Origin of the sequence: Pedobacter ginsenosidimutans, from assembly GCF_001442625.1 — a bacterium.
GTDB lineage: Bacteria > Bacteroidota > Bacteroidia > Sphingobacteriales > Sphingobacteriaceae > Pedobacter > Pedobacter ginsenosidimutans.
The window spans coordinates 149009-170272 of sequence record NZ_LMZQ01000014.1 but is presented as its reverse complement, the minus strand read 5'-3'; the positions used below and the strand labels follow the sequence as shown (position 1 = coordinate 170272).

Below are 21264 nucleotides of genomic sequence, written 5' to 3'. Positions count from 1 at the left end.
AGACCTTTTTTATTTAAATTAAGGCTTAAGATATTGTTGAAGTCGTAGCGAGACGCTACAACTAGAAAGCGTCGAGAAATCTGGGTAGATAGATCTCTCCATTTCACTGCGTTTCAGTCGAGATGACGGATTGCTGAGGACAAATGAACTGATGGTAACTGAACCAATTAACTGCCCAGCACCTTCAAAATTGCACTGGCCTTCAGTAAACACTCTTCGTATTCTAAAACAGCATTACTTTGGTAGGTAATGGCTCCACCGACCTGAAAAGATAAATAACTAGATTCAGCATTGTACAAAATACTCCGGATAACCACATTAAAGTCGAAATCACCATCTGGACTAATGCATCCAAAAGAGCCGGAATAAATACCTCTTTTGGTCACTTCGTATTCTTCAATTAATTTCATTGCTTTAACCTTTGGAGCGCCTGTCATAGAGCCCATTGGAAATGCATTTTTAATGGCGTCGATAAAGTGAACCTTTGGGCTTAATTCGCAACTAATGGTAGAAATCATCTGATGCACCTGAGGGAAGCTGTAGATGCCGAATAACTCGTCGACTGTAACGGAACCCTTAACGGCCGATTTGGTGAGGTCGTGGCGCACCAGATCAACTATCATTACATTTTCGGCTTGTTCTTTAATATCGTTCCTGAGCTGCAGTTTTATAGCCTCATCTTCCATTGGGTCTAAACTTCTTTTCGCGGTTCCTTTAATGGGTTGTGAGGTAAGTTTCAATCCGCGTTTGCACAAAAATCTTTCTGGTGTTGCAGATAAAACATATTTACCCTGAACTTTAAAATAACCGGCAAATGGAGTGGGCGAGACGCTGTTTAATGCTTCGAAAGTTTGAACAGGATCTATTTCTGCATTTTCGGCAAAAAACTCCTGGCAGAAATTAACTTCATAAATATCGCCACGAATAATATGCTCTCTTAAAGCTTCTACTTTTTGAACATATTGATCTTTCGATAACCGTTGTGCTACCGCTGCTTTTTTAGATTGGACATCTGTTTTAAGCCGAAAGGAATTAATCTCTGCTAAAATCGATTCAGGACCAACCAGAACCTCGGCATTGCCATTTTTAAAGGCAATCAGGTATTTTGGAACAAAAAAGTATAAATCTGGAAAATTTAAATGATCCGGATTATTAGAATGGAGTTCTTCTATTTCGTTTTTTAAATCGTAGCTGAAAAAGCCAAAAACCCACTGTTTATGTAATGCGTAAAAACTTTTTAGTTGATCAAATGCATTCTCAGTGGCACATTTTAGTTCATGATGTGCGTCGACAGCAATAATGAAATCGTAAGCCGAGTAGGCATCTTTGTAGTTATTTGAATCTAAAAAGCAGCAAACCTCGAACTGGTTGGCCCAATGCAAAGCTTTTTGTTTAAAATGGGATATGTTTTGTGTGGTTTTCAAGCTGCGGCAAAGGTAAAAATAGCGTTGATAATTGTAAGAAATTAATTTTTTTATCGGGCGATCGTCATTTCGAGCGGACCCGATAGCTATCGGGTGCAACGCAGTCGAGAACCACGAAGTGCTCAGCGAAGCTAAATCTGTTTAGGTAGATCTCTCCGCTTCGCTTTGCTACGGTCGGGATGACGCCAATTAAGCAAGTAGCCAAGTTGATTTGCTATCAATTGGTAAGAGTTGTCAGCTTTCTAGCGATATTGTTATTAAAGTTGACAACTCTTAAATGAAAAAAGCAATCCGCTATGGATTGCTTTCTTTCGTGTCCGTCATCCTGATCCGATAACTATCGGATTTATTTCAAGGGCTATCAGTTGATGAACAATATAGATGCTGAAATAAATTCAGCATGACGAACTGAGTGTTATTAACGTAATTCTAAAGTTTGTGCTCTATCTGGCCCTACTGAAAGGAATTTGATCGGCACTTCTAATTCTTTTTCTAAGAACGCAATATAATCAGTTAATTTAGCTGGAATTTCATCTACAGAAGTAATTTTAGTTACATCAGTAGCCCAACCGTCAATTGCTTTCAATACTGGTTTTGGTTCGATTGAAATGATGTCATACGGCATGTAATCAATTGTTTCGCCATTGTATTCGTAGTGGGTACAAGCATAAATGGTATCGAAAGTATCCAAAACATCAGCTTTCATCATAATTAACTCGGTTACACCGTTTAACATGATGGCATATTTTAATGCAGGAAGATCGATCCAGCCACAACGACGGGCACGACCTGTAGTTGCGCCAAACTCGTGACCTAAAGCGCGTAAATTTTCACCAACTTCATTATCTAATTCGGTAGGGAAAGGACCGCCACCAACACGTGTGCAATATGCTTTGAAGATGCCATAAACAGCACCTACTTTATTTGGTGCAATACCTAAACCGGTACAGGCACCTGCAGTTGTGGTGTTACTAGAAGTTACAAAAGGATATGAACCAAAATCTACGTCTAATAACGTTCCTTGGGCACCTTCTGCTAAAACCGCTTTTCCTTCTTTTAAGAAACCATTCACATAATGTTCGCTATCTACATGAGGAATCGTTTTTAAGAATTCGATTGCTTCAAAGAATGATGCTTCTTTCTCCGCTAGTTCATATTCGAAACCTTCGTAATGCGAAAGAATTTCTGTGTGTTTTTCTACCAATTTAGCATAACGCTCTTTAAAATCAGGTAGTGTAGTATCGCCAACACGTAAACCATTACGGCCAGTTTTATCCATATAAGTTGGACCAATACCTTTTAAAGTTGATCCAATTTTATTTTTACCCATGCGTGCTTCGTTAGCAGCATCCAATAATTGGTGGGTTGGTAAAATTAAGTGTGCTTTACGGGCAATCACCAATTTGCCATCGGCAACAGGATCATGACCAGCTTTTTTTAAATTATCTAACTCTCTTTTTAGGATAATAGGGTCTATTACTACGCCATTACCGATCAGGTTCATGGTTTTTTCGTTAAAAATTCCTGAAGGGATTGTGTTTAAAACGAATTTTTTGCCATCGAACTCTAAAGTGTGTCCGGCATTTGGGCCACCCTGAAAACGGGCAATAAGATCATATTTTGGACTTAGTACATCAACGATTTTTCCCTTTCCTTCATCACCCCATTGCAGGCCGAGAAGTACATCTACTTGCGTCATTATTTAATAAATTAAGCTGGTTTTATTTGTATTTTGATTTAATTTTCTACAATTTTTGCGGCTGTTGCTGCACTTTCGTTTACTTTTCTGGCCATACTGCAATCAGAGCAGAAACCATAAAGATTTAGCGAATGGTGTTTCACATCAAATTTTAAAAGATCACCAACCATGGTTTGGATCTGGTGGATGCGTGGATCGCAGAATTCTACTACTTTACCACATTCGATACAGATTACATGATCGTGTTGGCGGTAACCATAAGATTTTTCGAATTGTGCCATATTTTTACCAAACTGGTGCTTGGTAACTAAATCGCATGAAACCAATAACTCCAATGTATTATAAACCGTAGCACGACTTACGCGGTACTTTTGGTTTTTCATGTGGATATAAAGGGTTTCTACATCAAAGTGGTCGTTTCTTGAATATATTTCTTCCAATATAGCGAAACGCTCTGGTGTTTTACGTAGATTTTTGTTTTCTAAATAAGCCTCAAAAATCTTGCGAACGAGCTCATTTGTTTTTTGTTCAGACATAGTTTTTAAACTCCATTCAAAGGTAGGTAAATTGTTTGATTGTTATAGTGTTTGATTGTTGAAATGTTGTAATAAGTCGGAGGTTTGGGGTCGGGAGTCAGAAGTTTAAATTGCAAATAGCTTGCAACTTAGGCCTCAAAATCCTGACTTCCGACATCTGACTCCGAACTTTCCAACTCATTTATGCATCAAACCTCGTTACTCCGGTAACACCTCTAACTTTTAATAAATTTTTAATCAGGTTTTCCAGATGTTCGGTATCGTTTACGAAAATCATAATCGAACCATCAAAAATCCCCTCATTGGTATCAACAGTAATCGATCTCATATTTACTTTAAAGTCGGTAGAGATAACCCTGGTGATATTATTGATCAACCCTACATCATCAATACCTACAATGCGCAAGCCGGTTAAGAAAGTTAATTCCTGTTGTTTGTTCCATTTTGCTTTCACCACGCGATAACCATAATTGGCCATTAGCTGTGCAGCGTTAGGGCAGTTGGTACGGTGTATTTTAATGCCTTCGCTCACGGTAATAAAACCAAAAACATCATCGCCGGGAATTGGGTTACAACAAGCAGCCAAGGTATAATCAATGCGCTGCATATCTTCGCCAATCAATAAAATGTCAGATTCTCCACCTTTAATTTTACTCTTGATTCCGTCAACTGAAAGATTTTCAGGGCGTTCCGGGCCGCGGTTTTCAACTTCTTTCTCGCTTGATAGATACTCTTTTATATCTTTCAGTTCGATTTTTCCAAGCGCAACATTAACAAAAAGCTCTTGTGTAGAAGGCAGTTTAAAGAAATAACTTAACTTTTGTAGATTATCAGTATTGTAGGTAATTTTTAACGATTTCAGCTTCCTTTCTAAGATTTCTTTTCCATTTTCGGCAATTTTCCGCTTTTCTTCTTTTAGAGATGACTTAATTTTCGATTTCGCTTTGGCTGTAACCACCACGTTTAACCAGTCTTCTTTAGGCGTTTGTTTGCTTGAGGTGATAATCTCTACCTGATCGCCATTTTGAAGTTTATACGAAATAGGGACCAGCTTGTGATTTACTTTAGCGCCTATACAGGTTGCGCCTACATCGGTATGGATCTCGAATGCAAAATCTAATGCGGTAGCGCCTAGAGGCAACTGGATCAAGGCACCTTTTGGCGTGAAAATAAAAATCTCATCCGAGAAAAGGTTCATCTTGAAATCGTCCAGGAAATCTAAAGCGTTGGCTTCCGGGTTGCTCAGCATTTCGCGTACTTTCTGGATCCACTGATCAAGACCGTTATCGTTACTCGATTCTTTGTATTTCCAGTGTGCAGCAAAACCTTTCTCTGCAATTTCGTTCATGCGTTGTGTACGGATCTGTACCTCAACCCATTGTCCGCGTGGCCCCATCACCGTAGTGTGCAAACTTTCATAGCCATTTCCTTTTGGTGAGGAAACCCAATCGCGTAAACGATCTGGATTTGGGCGGTATAAATCGGTAACAATTGAATAGGCTTTCCAGCAATCGGCCTTTTCATTTTCGGGTGCCGAGTCCAAAATAATCCGGATGGCAAAAAGATCGTAAACCTCTTCGAAAGGAATATTTTTCTTTTTCATCTTGTTCCAGATGGAGTGGATTGATTTGGGTCTGCCGTAAACATCGGCCACTAAACCTTGTTCGTGAACAATTTCATCAATCGGTTCGACGAATTTTTTGATGAAAAGCGCACGTTCAGCTTTTTTCTCGTTTAATTTTTTTGCTATGAATTTGTAAGTGTCAGGGTCGAGATATTTCATCGAAAGATCTTCCAACTCTGATTTTATGGCATATAAACCCAATCTATGGGCTAATGGTGCATACAAATAAATGGTTTCTGAAGCGATTTTAAGCTGCTTGTGGCGGGGCATAAAATCCATTGTACGCATATTATGCAAACGATCGGCAAGTTTGATCAGGATTACCCTCACATCATCTGCAAGGGTAAGCAACATTTTACGGAAATTTTCGGCCTGTAAAGAGCTATTGGTATCGAAAACGCCAGATATTTTGGTTAAACCGTCGATAATTTTAGCGGTTTTCTTGCCAAATTCGCGTTCAATGTCTTCTAAAGTGATATCGGTATCTTCTACCACATCGTGCAATAAGGCACATACAATAGAGGTTGTTCCTAAGCCAATTTCTTCAGCAGCAATCTGCGCCACAGCGATGGGGTGGTAGATATAGGGTTCGCCAGATTTTCGGCGCATATCTTTATGGCTCTCCAGTGCCATATCGAAAGCTTTCCTGATTTCTTTTTTATCGCCCTTTTGTAAAGTAGATTTGCTTGCCCGTAGTAATGCCCTATATCTTTTTAGAATCTCTTGCTTTTCCGCCTCTAAATCAATCACTAACTCTGTTTTCATTTGTATTTTTTGCGTAAAAATTGCGTCTTATTTATGAATAAAACTTATATTAGTTTTGTGAAACACCTAATATATGAAATAACACCTAACTTTGTAAAAGTATAAATTTATGAAAATTAAAGGGCTCTTTTTTCTTTGTATTGTAATGATTTGTAGCATTTCGTTACGGGCACAGGATCCTGCTGCGCCAATATTCCCTAAATTGGGTAAAAGCGATACAATAAGAGTAGCCTCAACAAATGATAATGGCGTAATGATTCCGTGGATGCAGCTTAACGATGTATCTATTTATGCTGCAAGGATATGGAAATCGCCGGCAGAACAGGCCGCATATAATCGCTTAAGGTATAACGTATTAAAAGTAATGCCATATGCACTGTTTGCAAAACGTAGATACGAGCAATTAGAGCAGGATATTGCCCGTACACCAGAGAAAAAGGAACAGAAACAACTGGTTAAACAATGTGATAAAGAAATTAAAGACATGTTTAACCGCGAAATAAAGGAATTAACGATTACTCAAGGTCAGATTTTAACGAAGCTGATCGACCGTGAAGTGGGCAGAACAACGTATGATATTGTAAAGCAAACCAAGGGTGGTTTTGCTGCATTTTCTTATCAGATTGTGGCCCGCGTGGTAGGACATAACTTAAAAAGCACTTACGATCCGAACGAGGATAGGGATATAGAATCTATTATCCGTACTTCAGGATTTTATCAATAACATATAATGCAGGAACGCATTCCGAATATTTATTCATTTAAGGTTAAAAAAATTAATGGCGAAGAGCAGCCGTTATCAGCCTACCGCAATAAAGTTGTTTTAATTGTAAATACCGCATCTGAATGTGGTTTTACACCACAATTAAAGGAATTACAACAGCTAAAAGACGAAATTAACAGTCCAGATTTTGAAATTCTGGGCTTTCCGACCAACGATTTTGGAAAACAGGAACCGCTTAATGGATCTGATATTGCATCTTTCTGTGAGATTAACCATGGCGTAAAATTTCCCATTTTTGATAAAATTATGGTTCGTGGGGCACATGCCCATCCCCTTTATCAATTTCTGAGCGAGAAAAAACAAAACACAAAATTAAGTTCGAAACCCCGTTGGAACTTTCACAAGTACCTCCTGAACAAAAATGGCGAGTTGGAAGATTATTTCTTACCCTTTACCAAACCCTTGAGTTCGAAGATTAAAAAGAAAATTCAGCAACTGCTGAACCAAAATGCCCAATAAATAATGAAATTAGATATTTTAGTGATAGCCGTGCATCCTGACGATGCAGAACTTTGTTGCTCAGGAACCATTTTAAAACATATTGCACTTGGTAAAAAAGTAGGGATCGTAGATTTAACCCGAGGTGAATTGGGTACCCGTGGAACAGCTGAAACAAGAGATGAAGAAGCTGCAGATTCTGCGAAAATTTTGGGTTTACACGCCCGTGAGAATTTAGGAATGAGAGATGGCTTTTTTCAGAATGATGAATTTCATCGTTTGGAAGTGATTAAAGCAATCAGAAAATATCAACCGGAAATTATTTTAAGCAATGCTTTAGAAGACCGTCACCCTGATCATGGCAGAGCTGGAGATCTGGTTTATGATTCGGTTTTTTTATCAGGACTGCCAAAAATAGAGACTTCGATAGATGGTGTTAAACAAGAAGCACACCGGCCAAGATTGTTGTTACAGTATATTCAAGACAGGTACCTAAAACCTGATATTATTGTAGATATTTCTGACCACATGGATAAGAAAATCGAATCGATCAAAGCCTTTAAGACCCAGTTTTATAATCCTGATGTAGATGGCTTGCAAACCTATATTTCTTCTCCAGAGTTTTTTGAAAGCGTAATTGGCCGTTCGAGAGAATTTGGCAAAAGTATCGGCACCACTTTCGGCGAGGGTTTTACTTCGAGAAAATTGCTGGGGGTTGATAATTTATTTGATTTGAGGTAACTTTTTTTTTAACCGCAAAGAAAATAAGAGGTTCGCAAAGAGCGCAAAGGGAAGAGCTAGCCATGAAGTAATTTGTCTTCTGTTCTTCTTTTTCTTCGCGAAAAACTTTGCATCCTTTGCGGTTAAACTTGCAAGTCCAACAAAACCGCCCTTCGTTTGTTATTCTCAAAACGAATAATAATGGCGAATATATTCTCTTCTCTTAAAAACGCGTACAATCTTTTCAAACATGTAGATTTCGATAAGTTAGAAGCTTTATCAAAAAAAGTCGATTTACCCAAAATGGTCGAAACGATATCCAGCCTTGATGATAAACAGATTCAGGGGATGATGAAAATGATGGGTGGATCGGGTAAAAAACGAGAATTACCCCCAATTGAAGGTGATTTTTACCATTTGGGCGACGAGGCGCTCAACGATGAGGATCGCGAACTCCAGTTAAAAGTGCGTGCTTTTTTAGAAAAAGAAGTAAAACCCATTGTAAATCATTACTGGAACAAAGCCGAATTTCCTTTTGAAATCATCCCAAAACTTGCTGAGCTTAATATTTGTGGTTTAACGTATAAAGGTTATGGCTGCCCAGGAAAATCGAATTTGATGGAAGGGATTTTAGCGATGGAAATGGCTAGGATTGATACCTCGATTTCTACTTTTTTTGGTGTACAGAGTGGTTTGGCTATGGGATCGATCTATTTATGTGGATCGGAAGAACAAAAACAACAGTGGTTACCGCTGATGCAGCAATTTAAAATTATCGGTGCATTTGGACTAACTGAACCCGAAGTGGGCTCTGCTGCTGCTGGAGGCTTAACCACAACCTGCAAAAAAATAGATGGCAAATGGATATTAAATGGTCAGAAAAAATGGATCGGTAACGCCACTTTCGCCGATATCTTAATTATTTGGGCACGAGATGAAGAAAGTGGGGAGGTTAAGGGCTTTATTGTAAAAAAAGATAATCCGGGTTTTGCGGTAGAAAAAATGCAGGATAAAATGGCATTGCGGATTGTGCAGAATGGAATTATCACTTTAACCAATTGTGAAGTAGAAGAGGCCGATCGCTTACAAAATGCAAACTCATTTAAAGATACAGCAAAGGTATTGCAAATGACAAGGGCAGGGGTGGCTTGGCAGGCTGTTGGCTGCGCTCGTGGCGCTTACGAAAATGCATTGGATTATACCCGCACCCGAAAACAGTTTGGTAAACCCATTGCATCTTTTCAATTGATTCAAAACCATTTAGTTGAGATGCTGTCGAATTTAACGGCAATGCAAACATTATGTTTTAGGTTGTCACAATTGCAGGATCAGGGTCTGTTGAAAGATGAACACGCTTCGTTAGCAAAGGTATTTTGTTCGTTACGTACGCGTGATGTGGTGAGCAAGGCCCGTGAGGTAATGGGTGGGAACGGTATTTTACTAGAATATAATGTAGCACGTTTTGTGGCCGACGCCGAGGCGATTTATTCGTATGAGGGTACAAAAGAAATTAATACGCTGATTGTAGGTAGGGCCATAACGGGATTTTCGGCTTTTGTTTAGGGAAAACTCACGAAGTTTGAAGCGTAAGAGCAGTTTGGGAACTTCGCTGGTTTTGAGCTGGGCTGATTAGTTGCTTGCCAGTTTGAGCGTAGTTGAAAACTGATGTATTATGATAAATAGCAGGGTTTTTAGGGTTGGGAAATGAATGTCAGCATTTCATGGTTGCTGCAGTCCTGCCATTCGCTACAATCTTTTTGCGGGTTTTGAAGTGCTGAGGTGAGGAGCCTCTGTTCCATGGCTTGCAGATGCTTAGTGCCTCAGCATGATAGCATGTTAAAGGTGCTGCAAGCAAAAGGATTTTCGCTGCTGTCAGGTTTATTTAACAATGGCATATTGATTGGACTGGTAGTGTATATTTTGTGTATTCCGTTCTGTGAGGACACAGACCGGGGCAGATTAGAGGAGTTTGTTCTCCGTGGCACAAAACATTGTTCATAAACCCGATTGGAACGGATGCCAATTTCGTTCAAATTGGCAGGAGGGAAAGCGGGACTGAAAATGCCAAATGCACAGAACCCTTCATTTCCAAATCATAAGGATTAAGCATTCGGCAAACAAGTTCTAGAATTTTACATGTCAGAATGCTGAGTATTTCGTTCTATTAGGACTAGAAAATGCGGAATTGCAGCCCGGTTTTATTTAATTAAATCGCTTTTAGCACCCAGGTTTCTCGGATTCTCCCAATTTTATTCGCCTGTTCTTTCATTTTTTTTAATAATTCAATATCAATATATTTTAGCGAGGAAAGTTGATGCCAAACTGAAGTTGCTTTAGTTGTTAATTTGAAGCCTTGTTCAAGAAAGAAGTGTTCAGCCTGTTCAAAGCTATCAAACTTATTATCTTCTACATGATGTGCTTCCAGAAACTGAGAAAAATAATCATTGGTTTCACTTTTAGGTGCCGGTCGTTTAACATATACATCAGCAGTGATCCAATAACCACCTCTTTGTTTTAATGATTTATGGATGGTTTTACATAGTGATTTTTTTTCTTCATTATTTAAATACACCAGTAAACCTTCATTTATAATACTAATCGGGCCGAGCGGCATTTGATTTATAGCATTTGAAAAAGCGTCTCCATCCAAAGCATTTAAAGCTTCGGTTTTGAGTTTACCCTTTAGTTGTAATTTCTCATCAACAATTAGCCGATCAACCAAATCTTTTTTGATATCAATTACACCTTGTAAATCAGTATCCAAATAATAAATAGTCGGATGCCTTAAAACCAGATCCAAGCCCCTGAAAGAATAACCAGAAGAAATTTCTATAATATTTAAAGAGCCCGATGCAAAAAGTAAGCTATCCAGAGATAAATATCTACTCTCAAAATGCACCAACCGTTTTAAAAATACCTCATCAAAATCTTTATGATATAATTTTTCAAGGGCGCCGTTGCCGTAAATTAACTTAACAGCATCAGCAACAAACGGAATATTCGTTAAACTTTTGGCAAGTAAAAGCGATTTTGCTGATGGACTTATCGAACTATAATCACGATTCATTTGTAATTATAAAAAAAAAACTGCGTTTAAAACGGATACTTATTAAATGCCGATTGGCTCATTGCACTTTTTTCAAATAAGGCAATACAAGCTTTATTAAAAGATGGATCGAAGTTTATTGCTCCAGGCTGTAATGTATTTGGAATATTTCCGTTTTGCATAAAGAAATAAACTTTTGTATTACCATATTTTGTATGGGGCATTAGATTGCCATAATCTTCCATTTCTTTCCATATCGAATCTTTAACTGAAACGATATAAATCCGTTGTACCGGACCAGTGTTATTTGCATTTCTATACTTGGCAACTTCTTTAAAACCGGCTTTCATATCCTCAATCCCAGGCTGATCAAAAACAGCCTTAACCATGAAAAAGATCAATACTAAAATGCCTGCAACTAAGAAATAAATTAACGATTTTTTATTCATGCCTACAATAAAGGCAATATTTTTTCCATAACCGTCAAGCCTTCGTCAATATGCTTTTGCTCAATGCAAAGTGCCGGGCGAAAGCGTATCGTTTTTTCACCACAGCCCAAAAACATCACATTGTTTTCCAATCCTTTTCCAATAAATGCATTGCGCATTTCTTTTGTGGGGAAATCAAAAGAACACAACAAACCTCTTCCACGAACATTTGTCATTTGATCAAACCTATGCGATAGATTTTCTAGTTGATCTCTCAAGTAAGTACCCACTTTTTCAGCATTCTCACAAAGCTGGTCTTCTTCTACAATTTGCAAGATCTGCGTTGAACGTACCATATCAACCAAATTGCCTCCCCATGTTGAGTTAATACGGCTTGGCACTTTAAATACATTGGTTTCAATTTCTTCTACCTTATTACCTACAAGGATACCGCAAACCTGCATTTTTTTTCCAAAAGCGATGATGTCTGGTCGAGTTTTTTCACTAAAATGTTGATGGCACCAGAATTTACCTGTTAACCCAACGCCAGTTTGTACTTCATCATAAATCAAGAAGGCATCATTTTCATCGGCCAAAGCCTTAAGTTGTATCAAAAATTCTTCACGCAGGTGGTTATCTCCACCTTCAGATTGGATTGGCTCTACAATTATAGCACAGATATCGTCTTTATTATCTGCAAAGGCTTTTTTGATCTGAGCTAAAGATGTTTCTTCGGTTTGAATGGCATGACTTAAATTATTTCCTGAAAGCGGAAATTTAACTTCCGGAACAGCCACTCTTGGCCAATCGAATTTGGCAAACCACTTGGTTTTATCGGGTAGGGTATTGGTTAAGCTTAAAGTATAACCCGTTCTGCCATGAAATGCCCTTTCGAAGTGCAAAACCTTAAAGCCTTTTTCTTCGGTATATCCTTTTGCAAAGTTTTTCTGAACTTTCCAGTCCATGGCTACCTTAATTGCATTTTCTACTGCTAAGCCTCCACCAGCAATAAAAAAAGCATGTGGCAGGTAAGCGGGAATGCCAACTTTAGAAAATGTTTCAACAAACTGCGCATACTGCTGGGTGTAAACATCAGAGTTCGATGGATTGGCTAATGCAGCGAGGAGAAGATTTTTTTTAAACGCTTCATCATTGATCATTTTAGGGTGGTTATAACCTAAAGGAACGGAAGCAAAACAAGTAAAAAAATCGAGTAAAGTTCTGTTGTGTTTAGCATCGTAAATGTAAGCACCATGACTTTTTTCCATATCATAAGTCAGGTCGAAACCATCGGCCAAAATGTGCTTACTTAACGATTCGTTAACGCGATCTGCAGGTACTGTTAATTGATACATAAACTTGGTTTTGGTATAATCCAAATTTAGTTAAATGTGCCTAAAATCAAAATTTAAGCACTTTTTGTATACTTTACATAAAAAATAGGTTTAAACTGTTTAAAGTATGTTTTTGGACAATATGCTTCTTGTTCCACAAATAATGTGGAAAACTTTTTTCGAAAATTGTTATTGCAGGGCAAATTAAACCTAAATAAATATGAACTATCTATGGGTTTTAAGCCTGATATTGTAAACCTTATGAAAGAACTTCTCCATCAGCATATTTCTAACCATGTAACTATTCCTGAAAAGGAAAGAGATAGATTCTGTAACCTGTTCAAACATCAATTGGTTAAAAGAAAGAGTTTTTTACTGCAAGAGGGTGAAACCTGTAAATTTGAAGGTTTTGTAATCAAAGGACTTTTCCGCGTTTATCATATTGACCAAAATGGTTTTGAAAATATATTGTATTTTGCCATTGAAAACTGGTGGATTACCGATATTGATAGTTTCACCAATAACACACCTTCCCAGCTCTATATAGAAGCTCTTGAAGATAGTGAAGTACTGCTAATTTCTAAGAAGGACAAGGAATTTGCTTACATCAATCTTCCTCAAATTGAGAAACTATTTAGAATAATGACCCAAAAAACCCATGTTGCCTTACAAAGGAGGATGATCGATAATTTGAGTAAAACTGCAGACCAGCGCTATCTCGATTTTATTAAAAAATACCCGCAGCTCCTGCAACGATTGACCAACCTTCAGATTGCAGCTTACTTAGGTATTAGTCACGAATTTTTGAGTAAGATCAGAAAGAAAATTGTAACCGGTAGCTAGTTTACCTGTATTTATTGAACTTGTTCAATCTTTTTGTCTTGGTGTCCTGTGCATCTTTGTATCATCAAATAACATAAAGACATGAAATCAATTATTTCAACATTATTTCTAACTATTCTAATCTTATTAAAAATGGAAGCAAATGCACAAGGTTTCAAGGCTATTGAAACAACTAATTTAAAGCTTGAAGTTTATAACGCATCAGAGAATGCTTTTGGTGTGGCATCAGTAATCGTTTCGGGCAAAACAGATGCCGTTTTAATCGATGCACAATTTACTTTGGAAGACGCGGAAAGGGTTGCCAGCCAAATCAAAAAGTCTGGTAAAAAATTAACTGTAATTTATGTTTCCCATGCTGATCCGGATTACTATTTCGGATTGGAAGTCTTTAAGAAATATTTCCCTGAAGTAACTGCTTTCGCCTCACCGGCAACCGTGGAAGCAATCAAAGCTTCTGCACAGAAAAAACTGGATATTTGGGGAGAAAGATTAGGTAAGGCTATCACTTCTAATGTGGTATTGCCACAGGTTATAAAGGGAAATAGCATTGATTTGGAAGGTCAGAAACTCGAAGTCGTTGGCTTAGAAGAATTTCCTGCAAAAACCTTTGTTTGGGTTCCTTCAATCAAAGCAGTAATAGGTGGTATCAATGTTTTCGGAACTACATTTAACCTATGGATGGCAGATGCACAAACGCCGGAAGCCCGTAAAAATTGGATTGCTGTTTTAGACAAAATCGAAGCCTTAAATCCTTCAATTGTTATTCCTGCACATGCCAACAACGCAACTCCATTTGATGTTAGCGCAATAAAACATACCAAAAGTTATATCCAGTTTTACGAAGAGGCTTTGAAAACCAACAGAACTTCTGAAGAGTTGATCAAAGCGATTAAAGCAGAATATCCAACCTTAACTTTCGAAACGGCTTTGCAGATTGGAGCAAAGGTGAATACCGGAGAAATGAAATGGTAGAATCAAAATCGCCACGAATAAATTTTACGTTAATTTATTCATGGCGATCTAAAAGACTAAAAAAACTCTTTTAAACCATTATTTCTTTTTAGGATTTTTTTTGCAAAAGCACAGAATAAAAGAAATGAAAACAGTGATATCCAGTTTGTTGGTTGCAGGTATGTTGCTGACATGCTGTTTCTCAAATACCAATAAAATGACAAATCTAGAAATTGTAAAAAGTACCTACGAAGGAAAAACTTCGGAAGAAAATGGAGAAAACTTAGCAAAATATGTTGCTGAAGATATCTCTTGGACAGAAGCGGAAGGATTTCCTTGCGCAGGAACTTATATAGGCTTGAAAAACATCACAAAAAATGTTTTTGCAAGACTAGGAAGCGAATGGATTGACTATAAATTCACACCCGAAGATTATGTTGCCAACGAAGACAAAGTGGTAGCGTATGGAACTTACTCTGGCACCTATAAAAAGACAAATAAACCTTTTAAGGCAAGAGTTGCCCACATATGGAAACTGAAAGAAAGTAAAATTATAAGTTTTGAACAGTTTGTGGATAGTAAGCCGGTAAATGATGTCATGAAATAAAGTTATTAGCTTTATTGTTGAGATGGCCCTTTTGCATCATCTGATTCCCGCTTATATTCATTGAGTAAATACAGGATTTCGTCTGCCTTCCTGTCCAGATGTGATACCGGAATTTTTGCAGAAGTGCCGTTCTTTAATGATACGGTGATGTAATTTTTATATATACTCCCGGCATTATCTCGTCCCACTTCTTCTATGCTGAATGCAAAACCCTCTATGTTTTCCCAATTGTAAAAATCACGGTCTTTAACGATCAGCTCTTCTTCAGTAAAAGTAATATGGGGTGTTTTTTTGATCAGCTCGCGAAGTGCATAAATAAAAAGCCATATAGGGAATATACAGAAAACAGCTATGATGCTTACTGTTACAATTGTAAAATCACCATAAAATATATAGATAAAAAAGGGTACCGATATTACGGACAGCACTAATATAACATAAAGGTTTAAAGCTGCTTTTCTGATAATAAGGGGTTCCATTGAAATATTTTAAGGTTGAGAAACGTTCTTCACAATACAAAAACTTCTTATCTAAAGCACTAATATATACACTATTTGGTTGATTTAGAATAAATTCTTTCACAGGTTTGTGTGGATATTATTCCTATGTGGTTACCTCTTCAGTGAAACGTGGCACTTATAATTACAGCTCAAGTTGATTGCTTGTGCTTTTTGATATTCTAAACCATTTATCTTTTACAGTAGGTTTTCACTAAAAAGTGACGAAGAACCACTATTAGTGAAATATACAAATAGAGACCCAATTTTAAAAACCATTGAAATCACATTGTTTTAGGCGATTTTATCGATATAAAAATCAGAATGCCGAACGTGTTCCGCCGCCATCTACCACCGAAACTGTTCCTGTTATATATTTAGCCCGCGGCGAAACCAGGAAAACAGCCATGTTTGCCATATCCTGCACTTCACCAAAATCTTGTAAAGGTATTTCACTTTCAGCATATTTCCGGCGCTCATCGCCAGTAAAGTAAGGCCGGATGTTTTCAGTATCGATAAGTCCTGGTTGCAAACAGTTCACCCTGATTCCATATTTACCCAATTCACCGGCAAGTTGTTTAGACCACATTGCCACTGCGGCCTTGGCAACAGCAGAAACATTCAACGAGCGTAATTCATAAGTACTGGTTAAATTGAGTATTGTACCTTGTTTACGCGCTATAAAATGTGGTAATAGCGCTTGTGTGAGTAGCCTGGGACGTTCAAAATCTAAGGCCATCGATCTAGTCCAGGGTTCTTCTGGTCCTACAACATCTACAGGCTGACTTTGCCCTGCGTTGTTGATGAGGATGTCGATATGACCAAGTGCAGCCAAGGCCGCAGTGGCAATTTTGTGAGGCGCGTTAGGTGCCAGTAAGTCTTGTATAAAAACAATAGGAGCAAGGTTGCCTTCAGCAACGATCTCATTGGATAGGCTATCTAATAATTGTTGGTTACGGCCTGTTGCAAAAACTTTTACACCCTCCTTTGCCAGTTCTTTTGCTATTGCGCTACCTATCCCTTTAGAGGCTCCTGTTACTAATGCCGTTTTTCCGGTTAAATATAAGTCCATATTTTCTTGTAATTAAAATGACCTTGCAATAATAACCTGTACCGCGTATTTTTATAGCATACGCTACCATTTGTATGGTACAAACAAATTTGTAAGTAATGACGGCACGAAAAGAAAATTCGACTTATACCCTTAACGAAAAATTTATAACGGATTGCGATCTGACTTATGCGGCCAACAAAATAGGAGGGAGATGGAAAATTGTAATACTGGATAAACTTGGAAACCGGAAATTAAGGTTTAGTGAACTGAAAAAAGAATTCCCATATATATCAGAACGGATGTTAACCTTACAGTTGCGTGCATTAGAGCAGGATGAACTGGTTAAAAGAACCGTTTATGCAGCTGTTCCTCCAAGGGTAGAATATGAACTGACTCCCATAGCACTGGAGTTTCTCCCCATTTTTTGTCAATTAAGTGCTTGGGGCAAGAAGAATAAGGCGCTAAAGGAGAATAGATCATAAAACCGTTAAAGTATGATTATGGATATGGATAAATCAGCAGATATTGGTTACCTTTAGTTGGTTTGGCAGATATTTAATGCTGCATCAGTTGATTAGCAAATTTTAAAAATTATATCGAGTTAAGTATTATGGCAGAAGTTAAATTAAATATCCAAAAAGAAGAACCTAGTGCATTCGAACTTTACGATGAGGGCGAAAAATACGGAGAAATGATTTTTGATATTCAGGGAGAAAATTTAACGGTTTATCATACCGAAATTGATCCCGAAAAAGAAGGCAAGGGTTACGCAAAACTCTTGCTAGATGCTATGGTCAATTATGTACGGACAAATAACCTGAAGGTAATTCCACTATGCCCTTATGTGCATCTGCAATTTAAACGCCACGAAGAACTTTACAGAGATATCTGGAACAAAGTACGCGAAAACGATTAATCGATAAAAACAATACTAGAATTAAATTCAGGAAAGCTATACTGATCAAATATTTTGATCTGGATATTTTGTGCGATATCGTCAAAGAAAATTAACTTTACAGAAAATCACCCACTAAATCTTAAACTATACTACGCACAAAAATGAAACTCGTAACCATTCAGAAAAACGTTTTAGTAATTGTTTTCATGCTGTTTTCACTTGCTACCTTGGCACAAGGGACTAGTGCTGACGCATCAAAGAAATTAAATGCACTTCAACAGCAGTTTGTTGACTTGCGTTTTGGCATGTTCATCCATTACAACATTCCAACTTATGCAAATGCCGATTGGCCTGATCCTGAAGCTTCTCCTAAATTATTCAATCCGAAAAAGCTTGATGCAAACCAGTGGGCCAAAGCGGCCAAATCCGCCAACATGAGTTATGGTTGTTTAACCACTAAACACCACAGCGGATTTTGTATCTGGGATACCAAAAGCACCGATTATAATGTAATGAACAGTCCTTATGGAAAAGATGTGGTAAAGCAGTTTACTGATGCTTTCCGTGCAAACGGATTAAAAGTAATGCTTTATTATTCCATTTTGGATACACACCATAAATTGAGGCCAAATCAGATTACGCCAAAACATATCGATATGATTAAACAGCAATTAACCGAACTGTTAACCAGATACGGTAAAATTGAAGCTTTAATTATTGATGGCTGGGATGCGCCATGGTCGAGAATCTCTTATGATGATGTGCCTTTCGAAGATATCTACACTTTGATCAAAACCCTGCAGCCTGATTGCCTTGTAATGGATTTAAATGGTGCAAAATACCCATCAGAAGGACTTTATTATACCGATATTAAAACTTACGAAATGGGAGCAGGTCAGCGTATGCCTAAAGAAAGTAAAGTGATGCCAACTTTAGCGTGTTTACCAATTAATACTTCATGGTTTTGGAAAACCGATTTTCCAACGGTTCCGGTAAGAAAGCCACAAGAAATTGTAGATGGGTTAATTAAGCCTTTGAACACGGCAAGCTGTAACTTTATTTTAAATGTGGCACCAAATAGAGATGGTTTAATTGATGATAATGCACTAGCTGCCTTAAAAGAAGTCGGTCAATTATGGAAGAATGAAGGGCCAACCAAATCGCTCCCTCCATTGGGTTTACCGATCATTTCCAGTAACCTCGCCAAAAATCAGGCAAGCAACTCGAGCTGGAGCAACGATATGAATATTATGGATTTTGCAAATGATGATAGTTATCGGTCATCATGGGAATCGAACAGTGCCGTAACAGATCCTTGGTATGAAGTCGATTTTAAGAACGAAAAAGCTATAAACATGATTGTTGTGGCAGAACAAAAAGAAAACATAGATACTTATGTACTTGAATATTGGAACGGTGCGGAATGGAAAAAAGCTTTTGAGGGAAAAAATGAAGACCGCATTAAAATTCACCGTTTCGATCGCGTTTGGACAAGTAAAGTTCGTATCCGTATTACACATGCCAAAGAAACGCCATCAATTGCCGAATTTCAGGTTTTTAATGAGCGGAGGTTGTAAAAAAGAACTAAAAGCCGGTTGTTTTTGACGGTTTATTATTCGATGTGTATAGATAGTGCATCTTCATCTATTATTTAGCGGTCTTGCTCTATTTTTATTTCATTCAAAAGAAAGTAGCGATACTTTTATAACAAGAATCAAATCAACGGGACGATTTGGAGATCTTATTGGGGTTCCTCAGCGATGAGGGCCCTTTTTTATTCAGGGCCCATAATGTTGAGCATATACTTAATTGCATCAGTAGAATGAAGTGCCATTGTAGATTGCATTGTAATAGCTGCGGTTTCTGAAGCCCTTTTTAACATTTGTTTTTCGTAGGCTGTTATTGCGTCCTTTGGCGTATTAAAGCAGCTGTCCTTGAGGCATTGGCTTAGTTCTAAAGCATCGAGCATGGCCATATTTACACCTTCACCAGCATATGGTGGCATTAAATGAGCTGCATCGCCCAGCATGGTTAAATTGGAGACGGTTTCCCAGCTCTGATCTAAAGGCATGCAATATTGAGGCCGGGGAACAAAGGCTGTTGATGCATTTTCAAATAATTCCAACCACATTGAGTCCCAGGTGGAGAATTCATTCCTGAACCAGTCGATCACCTGGTTTTTATCTGAAAAACTAATACCCGAATCTTTTGGCCAGTTTTCCGGCGTATGACAACCCGTGTAAAATACCAGACTGCCATCGCCTTTTGAACTTACGATCAGTGATTTTTCATCACCCATAGCGAATATTTTGCCGCCGTTTAAAAGCGCATGCATTTTCGGGCAAGCAGTTGCCGATGAATAAATGGCGCCTTCAACAATGCTAATGCCCGAATAAAAAGGTTTAATAGGTGTAATGTAAGGACGGATTTTTGAATTTGCCCCGTCTGCGGCAATTACTATATCAGCCTGCTCTAATGTTCCATTTTTAAACCCGATCAACCATGAACCGTTGCTTGGCGTAAGTGTTTCAAAATGACTATCCCAAATTACAATATCTTTTATTAGCGAATTTAAAAGGATCTTTTGTAATGGACCGCGGTCTATTTCAGGCCTGAAAGCTTCTCTATTTTGTACATCGCTATCTTCAAAAACGATATTACCGCGCTGGTTAATAATACGTGTACGATCTGCGCCCGGACGATAATTTGCCATAAAGGCATCCATGAGTTTAGCTTCACGTAAGGCAGCTAATCCGGATTCCTCGTGCAGATCTAGTGTAGCACCTTTTGGTCTAGCATTTTTATCGTTGTCACGTTCGTAAACTTTTACATTGAAGCCATCCATTTGCAAGAGTCTGGCTAGGGTCAAACCTCCCGGCCCAGCACCTATGATGGCGATTTTTTTATCTTTAATGTTGTTCATTGTTTTTTTATTTAAGGATGCCTTTAATTACGATTTCGCAGGAGGTTAAAATAACTTTCTCGGTAATAATTTGTACAGGCCGATCTAAATGGTCAAAATATTCAGCTACCAGATCTTGGATCGGCGAAAATAGGAGCGCGCTGTGTACGTCATGGGGTAAATCCGGAATCAATCCCGCTTGAACATTTGTTTTTAAAAAGGTATGAATGGGTGCGAAAAATGCACCTTGTTGAATGTTTTTGTCTTGAAAAGCCTTATTTAAAAGGGGAGAGGATTTTCCATATCGTATTAAGGAGAAAGCAGGTTTATTATTTCTTAGATAATGAAAGGTATTTAGCCATAATCTTTTCATACCATCAGCAAAAGCCATTTTTGGATCAAAATTTTCCAATATTGCTTTTTCATACTTGCCCAATACTTCATCAATAAAAAGTTTTATCAACAGGTCTTCCTTATTTTCATATTTGATATAAATGGTACGCGGCGATATATTGGCTGCCTTGGCCAGTTTCTGCATACTCAGGTTTTCCAACCCTTCTTCAGAAATAATCTGTAGGGCAATCAATCGGATGGCTTCTTCTTTGGCTAAATTTTTAGGACGCATAACTCATTTAATTAATACGAATCAAAAATAAGTAAACGATTGTTTACTTATTAATTTTCTTTAAATTATTAATTTACACTGACAAATTG

General features: G+C 37.9%; 21 protein-coding genes. 10 read left to right on the top strand and 11 right to left on the bottom strand.

The window, feature by feature from the left end; genetic code table 11:
• Positions 1 to 167: 167 nt before the first annotated feature.
• The 4 genes from ASU31_RS17905 to ASU31_RS17890 form a co-directional block, all read right to left on the bottom strand.
• Positions 168 to 1424 (bottom strand): anthranilate synthase component I family protein, encoded by a 1257-nt coding sequence (locus ASU31_RS17905; protein WP_057933643.1) that lies wholly within the window; start codon positions 1422 to 1424, stop codon positions 168 to 170.
• Positions 1425 to 1842: 418 nt separating this feature from the next.
• Positions 1843 to 3123, bottom strand: a complete 1281-nt coding sequence (locus ASU31_RS17900) for an adenylosuccinate synthase (protein ID WP_057933642.1) — start codon at positions 3121 to 3123, stop codon at positions 1843 to 1845.
• 38 nt (positions 3124 to 3161) lie between these two features.
• Positions 3162 to 3659: a Fur family transcriptional regulator gene (locus ASU31_RS17895; protein ID WP_057933641.1), complete on the bottom strand. Its 498-nt coding sequence runs from the start codon at positions 3657 to 3659 to the stop codon at positions 3162 to 3164.
• A gap of 181 nt (positions 3660 to 3840) precedes the next feature.
• Positions 3841 to 6048: a RelA/SpoT family protein gene (locus ASU31_RS17890; protein ID WP_055906427.1), complete on the bottom strand. Its 2208-nt coding sequence runs from the start codon at positions 6046 to 6048 to the stop codon at positions 3841 to 3843.
• Between the two features lie 109 nt (positions 6049 to 6157).
• On the opposite strand from ASU31_RS17890, the gene ASU31_RS17885 reads away from it, so the two are divergent.
• The 4 genes from ASU31_RS17885 to ASU31_RS17870 all read left to right on the top strand — a co-directional run bounded on the left by ASU31_RS17885 (position 6158) and on the right by ASU31_RS17870 (position 9553).
• The gene (locus tag ASU31_RS17885) at positions 6158 to 6772 is read left to right on the top strand and encodes a DUF4294 domain-containing protein (protein ID WP_057933640.1); all 615 of its coding nucleotides are present in this window, start codon (positions 6158 to 6160) and stop codon (positions 6770 to 6772) included.
• Positions 6773 to 6778: 6 nt separating this feature from the next.
• Positions 6779 to 7291 (top strand): glutathione peroxidase, encoded by a 513-nt coding sequence (locus ASU31_RS17880; protein WP_057933639.1) that lies wholly within the window; start codon positions 6779 to 6781, stop codon positions 7289 to 7291.
• 3 nt (positions 7292 to 7294) lie between these two features.
• The gene (gene bshB1, locus ASU31_RS17875) at positions 7295 to 8011 is read left to right on the top strand and encodes a bacillithiol biosynthesis deacetylase BshB1 (protein WP_057933638.1); all 717 of its coding nucleotides are present in this window, start codon (positions 7295 to 7297) and stop codon (positions 8009 to 8011) included.
• Between the two features lie 180 nt (positions 8012 to 8191).
• The gene (locus tag ASU31_RS17870; RefSeq protein ID WP_057933637.1) at positions 8192 to 9553 is read left to right on the top strand and encodes an acyl-CoA dehydrogenase family protein; all 1362 of its coding nucleotides are present in this window, start codon (positions 8192 to 8194) and stop codon (positions 9551 to 9553) included.
• Between the two features lie 643 nt (positions 9554 to 10196).
• Here the strand turns inward: ASU31_RS17870 and ASU31_RS17865 are convergent.
• From ASU31_RS17865 to lat, 3 genes are read right to left on the bottom strand one after another with little or no spacing between them, the layout of a single operon-like run.
• A complete protein-coding gene (locus tag ASU31_RS17865; RefSeq protein ID WP_057933636.1) occupies positions 10197 to 11057 on the bottom strand; it encodes a hypothetical protein in 861 nt (286 codons plus the stop codon).
• Between the two features lie 26 nt (positions 11058 to 11083).
• Positions 11084 to 11485: a hypothetical protein gene (locus ASU31_RS17860; RefSeq protein ID WP_057933635.1), complete on the bottom strand. Its 402-nt coding sequence runs from the start codon at positions 11483 to 11485 to the stop codon at positions 11084 to 11086.
• Between the two features lie 2 nt (positions 11486 to 11487).
• Entirely contained in the window at positions 11488 to 12819 is a 1332-nt protein-coding gene (gene lat, locus ASU31_RS17855; protein WP_057933706.1) for an L-lysine 6-transaminase, read from the bottom strand.
• A gap of 240 nt (positions 12820 to 13059) precedes the next feature.
• On the opposite strand from lat, the gene ASU31_RS17850 reads away from it, so the two are divergent.
• From ASU31_RS17850 to ASU31_RS17840, 3 genes are all read left to right on the top strand, one after another.
• The gene (locus ASU31_RS17850; RefSeq protein WP_057933705.1) at positions 13060 to 13641 is read left to right on the top strand and encodes a Crp/Fnr family transcriptional regulator; all 582 of its coding nucleotides are present in this window, start codon (positions 13060 to 13062) and stop codon (positions 13639 to 13641) included.
• Between the two features lie 81 nt (positions 13642 to 13722).
• On the top strand, positions 13723 to 14613 hold the full coding sequence (locus ASU31_RS17845; protein ID WP_057933634.1) for an MBL fold metallo-hydrolase: 891 nt from the start codon (positions 13723 to 13725) through the stop codon (positions 14611 to 14613).
• A gap of 124 nt (positions 14614 to 14737) precedes the next feature.
• Positions 14738 to 15199, top strand: a complete 462-nt coding sequence (locus tag ASU31_RS17840) for a nuclear transport factor 2 family protein (RefSeq protein ID WP_209435012.1) — start codon at positions 14738 to 14740, stop codon at positions 15197 to 15199.
• Between the two features lie 11 nt (positions 15200 to 15210).
• Here the strand turns inward: ASU31_RS17840 and ASU31_RS17835 are convergent, their stop codons facing one another.
• Together ASU31_RS17835 and ASU31_RS17830 are read right to left on the bottom strand one after the other, a co-directional pair.
• Positions 15211 to 15678, bottom strand: a complete 468-nt coding sequence (locus tag ASU31_RS17835; protein ID WP_057933633.1) for a hypothetical protein — start codon at positions 15676 to 15678, stop codon at positions 15211 to 15213.
• A 337-nt stretch (positions 15679 to 16015) separates the two neighbouring features.
• On the bottom strand, positions 16016 to 16768 hold the full coding sequence (locus ASU31_RS17830; protein WP_057933632.1) for an SDR family NAD(P)-dependent oxidoreductase: 753 nt from the start codon (positions 16766 to 16768) through the stop codon (positions 16016 to 16018).
• 98 nt (positions 16769 to 16866) lie between these two features.
• Between ASU31_RS17830 and ASU31_RS17825 the strand changes: the two genes are divergently transcribed.
• The 3 genes from ASU31_RS17825 (at position 16867) to ASU31_RS17815 (ending at position 19225) form a co-directional block, all read left to right on the top strand.
• A complete protein-coding gene (locus ASU31_RS17825) occupies positions 16867 to 17232 on the top strand; it encodes a winged helix-turn-helix transcriptional regulator (protein ID WP_057933631.1) in 366 nt (121 codons plus the stop codon).
• 128 nt (positions 17233 to 17360) lie between these two features.
• The gene (locus ASU31_RS17820; protein WP_057933630.1) at positions 17361 to 17666 is read left to right on the top strand and encodes a GNAT family N-acetyltransferase; all 306 of its coding nucleotides are present in this window, start codon (positions 17361 to 17363) and stop codon (positions 17664 to 17666) included.
• A gap of 143 nt (positions 17667 to 17809) precedes the next feature.
• Positions 17810 to 19225 (top strand): alpha-L-fucosidase, encoded by a 1416-nt coding sequence (locus tag ASU31_RS17815; protein WP_057933629.1) that lies wholly within the window; start codon positions 17810 to 17812, stop codon positions 19223 to 19225.
• Between the two features lie 197 nt (positions 19226 to 19422).
• Here the strand turns inward: ASU31_RS17815 and ASU31_RS17810 are convergent, their stop codons facing one another.
• Both ASU31_RS17810 and ASU31_RS17805 read right to left on the bottom strand, forming a co-directional pair.
• Positions 19423 to 20571: an FAD-dependent oxidoreductase gene (locus ASU31_RS17810; protein ID WP_057933628.1), complete on the bottom strand. Its 1149-nt coding sequence runs from the start codon at positions 20569 to 20571 to the stop codon at positions 19423 to 19425.
• A 7-nt stretch (positions 20572 to 20578) separates the two neighbouring features.
• Entirely contained in the window at positions 20579 to 21175 is a 597-nt protein-coding gene (locus tag ASU31_RS17805; protein ID WP_057933627.1) for a TetR/AcrR family transcriptional regulator, read from the bottom strand.
• Positions 21176 to 21264 lie beyond the last annotated feature (89 nt).

Bases quoted from the DNA above. Each gene is read 5' to 3' on its own strand.
- ASU31_RS17900 (WP_057933642.1), bottom strand. From the start codon at position 3,123: ATGACGCAAGTAGATGTACTTCTCGGCCTGCAATGGGGTGATGAAGGA.
- ASU31_RS17895 (WP_057933641.1), bottom strand. From the start codon at position 3,659: ATGTCTGAACAAAAAACAAATGAGCTCGTTCGCAAGATTTTTGAGGCT.
- ASU31_RS17890 (WP_055906427.1), bottom strand. From the start codon at position 6,048: ATGAAAACAGAGTTAGTGATTGATTTAGAGGCGGAAAAGCAAGAGATT.
- ASU31_RS17885 (WP_057933640.1), top strand. From the start codon at position 6,158: ATGAAAATTAAAGGGCTCTTTTTTCTTTGTATTGTAATGATTTGTAGC.
- ASU31_RS17880 (WP_057933639.1), top strand. From the start codon at position 6,779: ATGCAGGAACGCATTCCGAATATTTATTCATTTAAGGTTAAAAAAATT.
- bshB1 (WP_057933638.1), top strand. From the start codon at position 7,295: ATGAAATTAGATATTTTAGTGATAGCCGTGCATCCTGACGATGCAGAA.
- ASU31_RS17870 (WP_057933637.1), top strand. From the start codon at position 8,192: ATGGCGAATATATTCTCTTCTCTTAAAAACGCGTACAATCTTTTCAAA.
- ASU31_RS17865 (WP_057933636.1), bottom strand. From the start codon at position 11,057: ATGAATCGTGATTATAGTTCGATAAGTCCATCAGCAAAATCGCTTTTA.
- ASU31_RS17860 (WP_057933635.1), bottom strand. From the start codon at position 11,485: ATGAATAAAAAATCGTTAATTTATTTCTTAGTTGCAGGCATTTTAGTA.
- lat (WP_057933706.1), bottom strand. From the start codon at position 12,819: ATGTATCAATTAACAGTACCTGCAGATCGCGTTAACGAATCGTTAAGT.
- ASU31_RS17850 (WP_057933705.1), top strand. From the start codon at position 13,060: ATGAAAGAACTTCTCCATCAGCATATTTCTAACCATGTAACTATTCCT.
- ASU31_RS17845 (WP_057933634.1), top strand. From the start codon at position 13,723: ATGAAATCAATTATTTCAACATTATTTCTAACTATTCTAATCTTATTA.
- ASU31_RS17840 (WP_209435012.1), top strand. From the start codon at position 14,738: ATGAAAACAGTGATATCCAGTTTGTTGGTTGCAGGTATGTTGCTGACA.
- ASU31_RS17835 (WP_057933633.1), bottom strand. From the start codon at position 15,678: ATGGAACCCCTTATTATCAGAAAAGCAGCTTTAAACCTTTATGTTATA.
- ASU31_RS17830 (WP_057933632.1), bottom strand. From the start codon at position 16,768: ATGGACTTATATTTAACCGGAAAAACGGCATTAGTAACAGGAGCCTCT.
- ASU31_RS17825 (WP_057933631.1), top strand. From the start codon at position 16,867: ATGACGGCACGAAAAGAAAATTCGACTTATACCCTTAACGAAAAATTT.
- ASU31_RS17820 (WP_057933630.1), top strand. From the start codon at position 17,361: ATGGCAGAAGTTAAATTAAATATCCAAAAAGAAGAACCTAGTGCATTC.
- ASU31_RS17815 (WP_057933629.1), top strand. From the start codon at position 17,810: ATGAAACTCGTAACCATTCAGAAAAACGTTTTAGTAATTGTTTTCATG.
- ASU31_RS17810 (WP_057933628.1), bottom strand. From the start codon at position 20,571: ATGAACAACATTAAAGATAAAAAAATCGCCATCATAGGTGCTGGGCCG.
- ASU31_RS17805 (WP_057933627.1), bottom strand. From the start codon at position 21,175: ATGCGTCCTAAAAATTTAGCCAAAGAAGAAGCCATCCGATTGATTGCC.